This window comes from Mannheimia haemolytica (assembly GCA_900638155.1).
Lineage (GTDB): Bacteria > Pseudomonadota > Gammaproteobacteria > Enterobacterales > Pasteurellaceae > Mannheimia > Mannheimia glucosida.
Genome location: LR134495.1, coordinates 1,773,602 through 1,785,292, shown reverse-complemented (window position 1 = coordinate 1,785,292; position 11,691 = coordinate 1,773,602). Strand labels below are relative to the sequence as shown.

Annotated in this window: 11 protein-coding genes; 8 read left to right on the top strand and 3 right to left on the bottom strand. The window is 39.3% G+C overall.

The genetic code is table 11. The features are described 5' to 3' along the window. Positions 1–104 precede the first annotated feature (104 nt). Positions 105–926 carry a 5'-nucleotidase, lipoprotein e(P4) family gene (locus EL242_RS08795; protein ID WP_126302281.1) on the bottom strand — a complete coding sequence of 274 codons (822 nt, stop codon included), beginning with the start codon at positions 924–926 and terminating at the stop codon, positions 105–107. A gap of 147 nt (positions 927–1,073) precedes the next feature. On the opposite strand from EL242_RS08795, the gene EL242_RS08790 reads away from it, so the two are divergent. Further along, complete coding sequence (locus EL242_RS08790) at positions 1,074–2,018, top strand: bile acid:sodium symporter family protein (protein ID WP_126302280.1); 945 nt, start codon at positions 1,074–1,076, stop codon at positions 2,016–2,018. 108 nt (positions 2,019–2,126) lie between these two features. Here EL242_RS08790 and EL242_RS08785 read toward each other — a convergent pair whose 3' ends face one another. Beyond that, the gene (locus tag EL242_RS08785) at positions 2,127–3,290 is read right to left on the bottom strand and encodes an efflux RND transporter periplasmic adaptor subunit (RefSeq protein WP_126302279.1); all 1,164 of its coding nucleotides are present in this window, start codon (positions 3,288–3,290) and stop codon (positions 2,127–2,129) included. A 65-nt stretch (positions 3,291–3,355) separates the two neighbouring features. Next, positions 3,356–4,171 (bottom strand): Cof-type HAD-IIB family hydrolase, encoded by an 816-nt coding sequence (locus EL242_RS08780; protein ID WP_126302278.1) that lies wholly within the window; start codon positions 4,169–4,171, stop codon positions 3,356–3,358. Between the two features lie 491 nt (positions 4,172–4,662). Here EL242_RS08780 and leuA point away from each other — a divergent pair, with 491 nt between their 5' ends. The 7 genes from leuA (at position 4,663) to upp (ending at position 11,589) form a co-directional block, all read left to right on the top strand. Continuing rightward, positions 4,663–6,207, top strand: coding sequence for a 2-isopropylmalate synthase (gene leuA / locus EL242_RS08775; RefSeq protein WP_006249367.1), 1,545 nt, complete (start codon positions 4,663–4,665; stop codon positions 6,205–6,207). Between the two features lie 221 nt (positions 6,208–6,428). After that, the gene (gene rpoE, locus EL242_RS08770; RefSeq protein WP_006251084.1) at positions 6,429–7,001 is read left to right on the top strand and encodes an RNA polymerase sigma factor RpoE; all 573 of its coding nucleotides are present in this window, start codon (positions 6,429–6,431) and stop codon (positions 6,999–7,001) included. 45 nt (positions 7,002–7,046) lie between these two features. Beyond that, positions 7,047–7,670, top strand: coding sequence for a sigma-E factor negative regulatory protein (locus EL242_RS08765; protein WP_126302277.1), 624 nt, complete (start codon positions 7,047–7,049; stop codon positions 7,668–7,670). Positions 7,671–7,827: 157 nt separating this feature from the next. After that, entirely contained in the window at positions 7,828–8,811 is a 984-nt protein-coding gene (locus tag EL242_RS08760; RefSeq protein WP_126302276.1) for a MucB/RseB C-terminal domain-containing protein, read from the top strand. After that, positions 8,808–9,272 carry a SoxR reducing system RseC family protein gene (locus EL242_RS08755; protein ID WP_126302275.1) on the top strand — a complete coding sequence of 155 codons (465 nt, stop codon included), beginning with the start codon at positions 8,808–8,810 and terminating at the stop codon, positions 9,270–9,272. The genes EL242_RS08760 and EL242_RS08755 overlap by 4 nt, the downstream gene beginning before the upstream one ends. Then, positions 9,250–10,935: a long-chain-fatty-acid--CoA ligase FadD gene (gene fadD, locus EL242_RS08750; protein WP_126302274.1), complete on the top strand. Its 1,686-nt coding sequence runs from the start codon at positions 9,250–9,252 to the stop codon at positions 10,933–10,935. The genes EL242_RS08755 and fadD overlap by 23 nt, the downstream gene beginning before the upstream one ends. A 24-nt stretch (positions 10,936–10,959) precedes the next feature. Continuing rightward, positions 10,960–11,589, top strand: coding sequence for a uracil phosphoribosyltransferase (upp, locus tag EL242_RS08745; protein ID WP_126302273.1), 630 nt, complete (start codon positions 10,960–10,962; stop codon positions 11,587–11,589). Positions 11,590–11,691: the final 102 nt, after the last annotated feature.

Genomic DNA, 11,691 nt, shown 5'->3' with positions numbered 1-11,691 from the left:
CCTAACAAACTTTTGCAAAGTTTTATACAAAAATGACCGCTTGCAGAGCATAGCCTTGACAAGCGGTCATTGTTTCGCGTTTTTACAACCTGATTAAGGGCGGATTATTTGCCGTCCCAAGCTTTAATTGCATTGTGGCGGATTTTAACACGGCTTTCAGCATTGCCTTTGTAGTAATCTTTATCTAAACCGCCTTCCCAGTCGCCATAGTTCGGGTTCGGTAACATAATGAATTTTTTACCGAATTGTTGGCTGTTTTCGGCGACGAATGCACGGCGTTCCGCGTTTGATTTGCGGTAAGTCGCATCGCCGAAATCGTTTAAGTTGTCGCCAATATAGAGCACGATTTCATAGCCTTGTTTTTCGATTTCTTCAAAGCGAGGGGTTTTATTCGATTTGTCTTTTTTCAACAAGAGCGTTTGTTCGCTCACGCCGCTAAAGCCTAATTTGTTCATATCATCAATAGTACCGGCTTTTTCACTGCTGTCTTTACGGTTTGAAACGTAGAACATAGTCCCTTTGTGGCTATTAACGTAGTTGTTAAATTCCACCGCTCCTGCAATCGCACCGGTTTGGCGGGCATTTACCCAGCGAGTCCAGCTTTCGCCGTCAAACGGCTTGTGGTTTTTTACCTGCCAGCCTGCATAAGGGCTGTTGTCCACCATAGTTTCATCTAAATCCACCACTACGGCTTTTTTCTTGCCTTTTTTCACTTTGGCTTGGTCGAACGCTACTTTAGCTGCATTGAATGCTTGGTGGGCAAGAGCTTGATATTCGCCGGATTGTTGCATCCAGTTTACCCCTAATGTGGCTTGCTCTTGTAACACCATTTGATGATGCTCATCGCTGTTTTTATGCGTGTGTGAACAAGCAGTTAATACAAATAAAGCTGTGAGGCTCATAGCAGAAAGTTTGATGTTTTTCATACGTATATCCTTAGTTTTATTGTTGATAAACAGAGTGATTATACCTAAAAAGAGTTGCTTATGGCTAATAGTTTATTGCTCCTATTCACTTTTAAGGCAAACTAAGGTAGCCTATTAACCTTTTTATAACAATTACACAGAGGCTATATGCAAACATTATTAAAATTTATACAATTTATCAGCAAAACGTTCGCTATTTGGGTGGTGGTTTTTGCTTTCATCGCAGCACAATTTCCGGAAACCTTCAAGCAATTCGTGCCTTGGATTCCTTACCTGTTAGGGATTGTGATGTTGGGAATGGGCTTAACCTTAACTTTCAAAGATTTTGCCGAGGTGACGAAAAATCCGAAATCGGTCATTATCGGAGTCATCGCTCAATTCGTGGTGATGCCGAGTGTAGCTTATGGATTGGCAAAAGCGTTTAACCTACCCGCAGATTTAGCCATTGGCGTGATTTTAGTCGGTTGCTGCCCGGGCGGTACTTCTTCAAATGTGATGACCTATTTAGCTCGTGGTAACACTGCGTTATCGGTAGCTTGTACCACTATTTCAACTTTACTTGCTCCAGTGTTAACGCCGGCAATTTTCTATTTATTTGCCAGCCAATGGTTAGAAATTAATGCCTCTGCAATGTTTATTTCGGTATTGCAAATGGTGTTATTACCAATTTTTGTAGGGGTGGTGATTCGTACTATTTTCAAACAAAAAGTAGAGCAATTTAGCCAAACAATGCCATTGATTTCAGTAATTGCCATCGTATTAATTGTAACGGCAGTAGTTTCGGTCAGCCGTGATCGCATTCTTGAATCTGGCTTATTAATTTTTGCGGTGGTGGCTCTACACAACGGTTTAGGTTATTTGATCGGTTATTTGGCGAGCCGTTTATTAAAATTACCGATGGCAGACAGCAAAGCGGTAGCGATTGAAGTGGGGATGCAAAACTCAGGATTAGGGGCAGCACTTGCCGCATTACACTTTAAAGCAAATCCGGTCATTGCGGTGCCGAGTGCGGTATTTAGCTTCTGGCACAATATTTCAGGCCCGATTTTGGCGATGATCTTCGCTAAAATGAAAAACGATAATGAGAAATAAAGATTTGTTTTAAACAGACGTTTTAATAAAGAATAGACAAGTGGTTAAATTTTTCTGGTTTTTTGCAAAATGTGAAGGAAATTTAACCGCTTGTGATTTGGCGGGGACTTAGAGAATTCTTGGGCCTCGTGTGGTACTTACGTTCTCTCCGTCTGCTCTTTGGGTAACAATCACTTTCTCGCCCTCGCTCAAGCCTGTCAACACCTCAGTATTTTGCGCATCTGCAATGCCAATTTGGATTGCTTTTTCAACCGATTTTCCGTTTTCTAGTACCAATACATAATTCTCTTTGCCACGTTTTTTGATTACGCTGGTGGGTACAACTAAAACTTGTTCCCGTTTATCAATAGTAATTTGGGCTTGAGTAGTCATTCCGATGCGTAAACTGTTATCGGCATTATCAACGGAAACATTAGCGTAGTAATAAACCGCTTCGGTATTACCCGATTGTTCGGTGTAGTTATTATCGGTCAGCGTGGTGAGTGCCGGATCAACTGAATCAATGGTAGCACTATATTCTCGATTTGGCTCAGCAAGGGTGGAAAACTTAACTTTTTGCCCGACTTTAACCTGTGCAATATCGCTCTCCGAAATTTCAAGTTTAATCAGCATCTTAGATAAATCTGCTACCTGTACAATAGTTGGCGAAGTTTGATTGGAATTGACCGTTTGCCCGACAGAAACTGGTACAGACACAATCACGCCGTCCATTGGCGAGATAATTTGCGTATAAGTTAAGTTGGTTTTAGCATCGTTTACCGAAATTTCAGCCGATTTTAATTGTGCTTTAATGTTATCCACCGTGGCTTTGGCTGAAGCTAAGGTATTTTTAGCCGTTTCAAGATCGTTTAAAGAGGCACTATTTGCCCGATAGAGTTTATTTAAGCGGTTGTAGTTCGATTGAGCTACTTCAAGTGCAACCTGTGCAGAGGTGAGCTGTGCTTTATAAGAAGAAAGCTGGGCTTGAGCGGTGCTTAAGGTGTTGCTCTGGTTGCTGGAATCAATATCTGCAATTAAATCTCCTTGCTTCACCGATTGCCCGAGCTCGACATAGAGTTTTTGGATTTTGCCCGAAACTTGAGCCCCCACTTCGGTGCGTTTATTCGCTCGAACCGAACCGGTTGCCAGCACATTTTTGTTAATTTCTGCCCGTGTGACAGCTTGGGTAATGTAATGGATTTGCGGTTTATTGGTTTGTTGCTGATAATAAAAATAGCCGCCTATGCCGAGAGCGGCAATTGGCACAAGAGTGGCTAATGTTTTACGTTTCATACTGTTCCTTGATGATATACAAGCGGTCAAATTTAGACAAAAATTTGCAAAAAAGTTGCTCTCAACTAAACAATGCCAAATGTGGCTCGAAGATAGCTTGCTACCGCTTCATCTTTGTTAAAACCAATCACTTCATTATTCGGCAATACGGCTTTTAAACGAGGGTCTGCATTGCCCATTAAGCACCCTTTTCCGGTTAAACTCAGCATTTCAACATCATTCATACCGTCACCAAAGGCGATACAATCGGCTAAGGTGTAGCCCCGTAATTTGACCAATTCGGCGAGAGCATTGGCTTTGCACACTCCTTTTGCCATCACTTCAAGGCAAAGTAGGGCAGAGTAGGTCATTTGCACACGGTCGCCATAGGTATCCCGAATATAATGTTCAATCTGTACTAAAGCTTCAGCAGTTTTGCCGATAAAAAACACTTTCTCGGTATTTCGACCGTGATGATGAGCAAAATTCACTACTTGATAGCTAAACCCTGAATCTTGATGGAATTTTTTCAGCTCTGCAACCTCTTTATTGATAAACCATTCATCACCTTGATAACTATTTAGGCAAACATTTTGATCGTCAAATTCAATGTTCATTAATTCAAAGGCAAGATCTTCCGGTAAATAATGGTTGAGAATTTTTTTACCCTCTAAATTGTTGGCTCTTGCTCCGTTTGAAGTGACTAACATTGCATTTTTAACGTTTACTTTCCCAATAATCTGGGACACATCTGGATGATTGCGACCGGTGGCGAAAAAAATATCAACACCTTTTTTTGATAGTTGTTCTAATGTATCAATAGTGAAATCACCAATTTTATGATTGGCATTTAATAGTGTGCCATCAAGATCGGAAATAACTGCACGAAATGGGAGAGTCATAATCTATTCCTAACAATAAAATAATACCAAAGGCTACCAAATTTGATCTGAAACTTCAAAGAAAACAAATTTTTTTAAATTTTTTTACAAAAATATCATTAAATTCTAAATATCTGTTTTATGATTAAAATTAATTCTTTGTATTATTTTGTTTAAATGAATTAGTGTTTTTAACTGATAAGTGGGTTATATTCAATATAATAATCTGGTATGACTTGAATTAATGGGCGGGTAAACGGTTGCGTAAAGAGAAAAATGCTATTGACATTGATTTGGATAAGGATAATATAAGCTTCAACTACCGAATAACAATGCAAACATAAACACATAACACAACATGGAAAAATTTACCTTACTCCGATTATCTCTGTTATCGCATTCTGTGCGAGGATAAAGATTGGTTGGAAAAAGTAAATGGACTATCCACATTCTTGCCCGCACCTTAAAATGCGGGCTTTTTTTATCAAATAAAAAACTAAAAAGAGGCTTCTATGAGCAACAATAACATTATTATTTTTGATACGACTTTACGTGATGGCGAACAATCATTAAAAGCAAGTTTAACTGTAAAAGAAAAATTACAAATTGCCCTTGCTTTAGAGCGTTTAGGGGTTGATGTTATGGAAGTCGGCTTTCCGGTTTCATCAGCGGGTGATTTTGAATCGGTACAAACCATTGCCCGTCATATTAAAAACAGCCGTGTGGCGGCACTTTCCCGAGCGGTCGCAAAAGATATTGATGCAGCTTATGAAGCCTTAAAAGTAGCAGAAGCATTCCGTATTCATACCTTTATTGCTAGCTCGGCATTACACGTTGAAGCTAAATTAAAGCGTTCATTTGATGATGTAGTCGAAATGGCGGTTGCAGCGGTAAAACGTGCCAGAAATTATACTGATGATGTTGAGTTTTCCTGTGAAGATGCTGGGCGTACTGGAATTGATAACATCTGCCGCATTGTCGAAGCTGCCATTAATGCCGGTGCAACCACAGTGAATATTCCGGATACAGTCGGTTTCTGTTTACCGAATGAATACGGCAATATTATCCACCAAGTGATGAACCGTGTTCCGAATATCGATAAAGCGATTGTCTCTGTTCACTGCCATAACGATTTAGGTATGGCAACCGCCAACTCATTGACAGCGGTGCAAAACGGAGCGAGACAGATTGAGTGTACTATCAACGGTATTGGCGAACGTGCCGGTAACACCGCACTTGAAGAAGTGGTAATGGCAATTAAGACCCGCCAAGAATTTATGGGGGTTGATACCCGCATTAATACCCAAGAGATTCATCGTGTCAGCCAAATGGTGAGCCAGCTTTGCAATATGCCGATTCAGCCGAACAAAGCGATTGTCGGTAGCAATGCCTTCGCTCACTCTTCAGGTATTCATCAAGACGGTATGCTGAAAAATAAAAATACCTATGAAATTATGTCACCGGAAACTATCGGCTTGAAAAAAGAGAAGCTGAATTTAACTGCCCGTTCAGGTAGAGCAGCGGTGAAAGGGCATATGGCTGATATGGGTTATACGGAAACGGATTACGATTTAGATAAACTTTATGAAGCCTTCTTGCAACTTGCTGATAAAAAAGGACAAGTGTTTGACTATGACTTAGAAGCTCTTGCCTTCATTGATATGCAGCAAGGCGATGAAGACCGCTTAAAGTTAGATGTGATCACCACCCAACTTATCAGCGGTTTACCGGCATCTGCTTTCGTACAAGTTGAATTAGACGGCGTTCGTCAAAGTGCGACTTCTCAAGGGGGAAATGGTCCGGTTGAGGCAACTTACAATGCCATTATGAACATTGTAGGAATGGAGCTCAAAATGTCGCACTATAATCTGACTGCGAAAGGCGAAGGAGCAGAAGCATTAGGGCAAGTGGATATTGTAGTGGAATATGAAGGTCGAAAATTCCACGGTGTGGGTTTGGCAACCGATATTGTGGAATCTTCAGCCCGAGCTTTAATTCACGCCATTAATGCGATTTACCGTTCACAAAAAGTGGCAGATTTAAAAGCGAAGAAATAACTTATAGAGCGAAAGCATAACATAGACAAGCGGTCGGATTTTTTGAAATTTTTGCAAAATTTCGCTAAAATCCGACCGCTTGCTTAGTTTATTAAGTAGGTTTTATCTAGGAATGTAAAAAATTACACAATTTTTCAAATTTTTTGAACTTTTGTCATAAAGCACGCACTAACAAAGTGTGCAATGGAAAATGACATATTTATATTTAGGAGAGTCCGCAGTTGAGCGAACAGATCACCGACCAAGAATTAGTCGAAAAAGCACAAAAAGGTGATAAAAAAGCATTTAATTTACTTGTTGTACGTTATCAAAATAGAGTAGCCGGTTTGCTGACTCGTTATGTTGCAAGAGATGATATTCCGGACATTGTGCAAGAATCTTTTATTAAAGCCTATCGTTCTTTAGAGTCTTTCCGTGGCGAAAGTGCTTTTTATACGTGGCTTTATCGCATTGCAGTGAATACTGCGAAAAATCATTTAACCTCTTTAGGCAGAAGACCGCCAAAAGAAGATATTCTTGCCGAAGACGCTGAAAGTTATGATGTAGGCGCGCAACTTCGTGAAAGTGATACGCCAGAGAATTTGATATTATCCGAGGAATTAAAGAAAGTCGTGTTTGATACGATTGAAAATTTACCTGATGAGCTTAAAACCGCCATTCGTTTAAGAGAATTGGAAGGGCTAAGTTACGAAGAAATCGCAGAAGTGATGGAATGTCCGGTTGGTACTGTACGTTCCCGTATTTTCCGAGCAAGGGAAGCGATTGATGCTAAAATCAAGCCACTTATGCAATAGATAGAAAGATTATTTTAGAAGAGATTTAAATCATTGGAGTCAATTATGCAAGAACGCATCACTCAACAAAATGAACGCCTTTCAGCTTATATGGATGGGCAAAATGTTGATACAGCATTTGTAGAAACATTAACTAACAGCCCTGAATTACAGCAAAAATGGGCAAGTTATCACACTATTCGTAGTGTGATGCAAGGTGATGAGATCATTTTAGGGACAGATTTCTCTGCTAAAATGGAAGCATTACTGGAAAATGAAGAAATTGAATCTCAAGCAAATGTAGAGAAACCTAAAGGCTTATTGCTCAAGCTCAAGCGTTGGGGAACTCCAATTATGCAAGCCGGTATTGCAGCTTCAGTGTGCTTAGTTGCGGTATTAGGGGTTAATTCAATGAATGCGAGTGATGAAATGGCTCAAACGCAACAACCAGTATTACAAACATTGCCATTTAGCAATTCAGTTGAAGCGGTAAGTTATAATGCGCCAGTTCAAGATCAACCAACAGAAGAACAATTAGAGCTTCAACAGCGTAAGATTAATGCGTTATTAGAAAACCATGAGTTACAACGCCGTACTAATAACGTTAAAAATCTAACCTTATCTGAGGAAGAAAAGCAAAAAGCACAAACTTCTTCCAATACAGAATCAGAGTCGAATATACAAAAATAATAGGTAAAATAAGTTACTGAAAGCCACATAATTTATCCATAATTATGTGGCTTTTTGTATGTAAATGTAGCGAAAAAATAAGAAATAACCAACAAGTAGCGAAATAGTGAAAATTTTTTGCTAAAATAACCTAAGTTAATTTGGCTTGAGAATAAATATGCTTTTTAAGATAAAAAAATACTTATTGTTGTTTTGGGTTATTTCTGCCTGTTATACATTTGCTTGGGCAGAATCAACTATTAAAACACCATTAGCATATTTAACGGCTATGTCAGAAGCACATAAAAAATCCACTTATGAATTAGTTTATATTCTTCAACAGGGAAGTGATACAGAATCTTTCCGTTTACGTCATGCTTTTACCCATAATAAAGAATATGCCCAATTACTGAATTTAGATCATAGCCGAGAAGAAATTATTTTAAAAAATAACAAGGTCAGCTATTTGGGTTATAATTTTCGTCCTTTTAGTTTAAATAGTTCACAGATTTTAGATAACCTCCCTAATGTACTTTACACAGATTATGCAAATTTAAAAGGTTATGCCTTTTTAGATGCTGGTAAAGATCGTATTTCTGACCGAATTACAAAGGTAATTCGTATGAAGCCAAATGATACTTTAAGATATGCTTACACACTATGGATTGATGAAGAAACACATTTATTACTTAAAAGCCAAGTCTTGAATATGGATAATTTGGTATTAGAAGAATTCAGAGTTTTGCAACTTTATCAATCTCCAGAATTGGATAGGATTGCAAATGTAATAGAATCACTAATGTTACCAACATTAACGACAGTGAAAAAAGAAGAATTTCCCAAGTCTGATGGCTGGCAGGTGAATTGGTTGCCGACAGGGTTTAGGTTAATTCAGCAACAAACAGTCACAGGTGCGACATATCAAGTGGAAAGTGAGTATGTAGATAGCAGAGTATATAGTGATGGTTTATCTACATTAACTATTTATATTATGCCTAGCCAAGGTGTGAGTTTTAATGAGTACGCTTGGCAACAAGGTAAATTAACGATTTTAAATCAAACGATTAATGATAAAGATATTGTGATTATTGGTGATGTGCCGTTGCAATCTGCTAAGCAAATTATGAAAAATATTCACTTTAAGGAAGGGATTCAGCCATGATGATTGAACAGGCAACAGTAGTAGAATATCAGAATGGTGTGGCTATTGTACAATGTTATGCTAAAAGTAGCTGTGGTGGCTGTGCAGCTCAGTCTGCTTGTGGAACAAAAGCATTGTCGGCATTAGCTGGGGAAAAAATTGCCCCTCGTTTTAGTATTGCGGTAGATGAACCCTTAAAAGTAGGTGATAAGGTTCAACTCGGCTTAGCTGAAAATATCTTGCTCAAAAGTGTCTTTTTAATTTATGGCATTCCTCTGCTGGTTCTTGTGATGACAGCGGTCGGATTTTCGCAATTTTTTGCAAATGAGCTTATTGTTTTATTTATAATGTTGCTTTCAACAGGTATAACATTCTGGGCTGTAAGAAAATTGATTCATAAACACAGCAAACAAGCAAATTTTTCACCTATCTTTTTAGGTAAGGTTTTAGGAGACTATAATGGAAAAAATATGGCTAAATAATTATCCGCCTTATTCACCAAAAACGATTGAAACAGATCAATATGAATCGTTAGTGGAAATGTTTGAAACAGCGATAAACCGCCACCCCGATATTCCTGCTTACATCAATATGGGGCAAGTTTTGACTTTCCGCAAATTGGAGGAGCGTAGCCGTTCTTTTGCAGCCTATTTGCAAAATGAATTACGCCTGAAAAAAGGTGATCGAATCGCATTGATGATGCCGAATTTATTGCAATATCCGATCGCTTTATTTGGCGCATTACGTGCCGGGCTTGTAGTAGTGAATGTCAATCCGCTTTATACGCCACGTGAATTAGAACATCAATTAAATGATAGTGGTGCGAAAGCGATTGTGATTGTTTCGAACTTCGCGGCTACCTTAGAAAAAATTGTCTTTAATACTGAGATTAAGCACGTTATTTTGACCCGAATGGGCGACCAACTTTCATTCGGCAAACGCACCTTAGTCAATTTTGTGGTGAAATACATCAAAAAATTAGTGCCGAAATATAAATTGCCACATGCGGTCAGCTTCCGTGAAGCCTTAAGCATTGGCAAACAGCGTCAATATGTAAAACCGAATATTGTCAGCCAAGATCTCGCCTTTTTACAATACACTGGCGGTACTACAGGTGTAGCGAAAGGGGCAATGCTGACTCATCAAAACTTAATTGCTAATATGATGCAGGCAAAATGGATTGTTGAGCCATTGTTGGGTAATTCTGCCAATATGATTGGATTGGTACCTTTACCGCTGTATCACGTCTTAGCACTTTCGATGAATTGCTTGCTCTTTATCGAATTAGGACTTACCGGATTATTAATTACTAATCCGCGCGATATTCCAGGCTTTATTAAAGAATTAAAAAAGTACAAAGTTTCAGTGATTACTGGGGTAAATACATTGTTTAATGCATTACTTAATCACGAAAGTTTTAAAGAGGTTGATTTTTCACACCTAAAATTAAGTGTAGGTGGCGGTGCAGCGATCCAATCTAGCGTGGCAAAACGCTGGCACGATTTAACCGGAGTACATATTATCGAAGGTTATGGAATGACAGAATGTTCTCCGCTGATTAGTGCAACCCGTGGCGATTCGGTGGAATATTCCGGCTCTATTGGTGTGCCGGTGCCAAATACTGACATTCGTATTGTGGATGATGAAGGCAAAGAAGTGCCACAGGGCGAACGAGGAGAATTAGTCGTTAAAGGTCCGCAAGTGATGCAAGGCTATTGGAACCGTCCTGATGAAACGGCACAAGTGCTGCAAGATGGTTGGATGGCAACCGGTGACATTGTGGTAATGGGGGATGATCTGAACTTACGCATTGTTGATCGTAAAAAAGATATGATTATTGTCTCCGGTTTTAATGTGTACCCAACCGAAATTGAAGAAGTGATTTCCCAAAACCCAAAAGTGAATGAAGTAGTGGCGATTGGTGTGCCGAGTGAGGCTTCCGGCGAAAGCATTAAAATTTTTGTAACCAAAAAAGATGAAAGTTTAACCCGAGATGAATTGAGAACCTATTGTCGTCAATTCTTAACCGGCTACAAAATTCCAAGAGACATCGAATTTCGTGACGAACTACCAAAAAGTAATGTTGGCAAAATTCTTCGCCGAGTATTAAGAGACGAAGAATTAGCAAAGGTTAATAAGGCTTAAATTACCCTAATTAAGGAGCTTAAAATGAAAATTGTTGAAGTAAAACACCCGCTTGTAAAGCATAAATTGGGCTTAATGCGTGAAGCGGAAATCAGCACCAAAGATTTCCGTGAGCTAGCGAATGAAATTGGTAGTCTGCTTACTTACGAAGCAACCAAAGATCTGGAAATGGAAACAGTTGAGATCAATGGCTGGAGCGGAGAGAAAATTGCGGTTGAGCGAATTAAAGGCAAAAAAGTGACTGTTGTGCCGATTCTGCGTGCTGGCTTAGGTATGATGGACGGTGTGTTAGAGCATATTCCAAGTGCCAGAATTAGCGTGGTTGGGATTTATCGTGACGAAGAAACCTTAAAACCTGTGCCGTATTTCTCAAAACTTGCTAACGATGTTGATGAGCGTTTAGCCATTATCACCGACCCAATGCTTGCAACCGGTGGCTCAATGGTAGCAACCATTGACCTCCTGAAAAAATCAGGCTGTAAGCAGATTAAAGTGCTAGTGTTAGTTGCCGCTCCAGAGGGGATTAAAGTATTAGAAGCTGCTCACCCTGATGTTGAACTCTACACCGCCTCAATCGATAGTCACTTAAACGAAAACGGCTATATCATTCCAGGCTTAGGCGATGCAGGGGATAAAATTTTCGGCACCAAGTAACATCAAAACTAAGTAACAGCAAAACAAGTAAAGCTGATTTAAACAAGCGGTCATTTTTCACTAAAGATTTGCAAATCTTGGTAGAAAAATGATCGCTTGTAA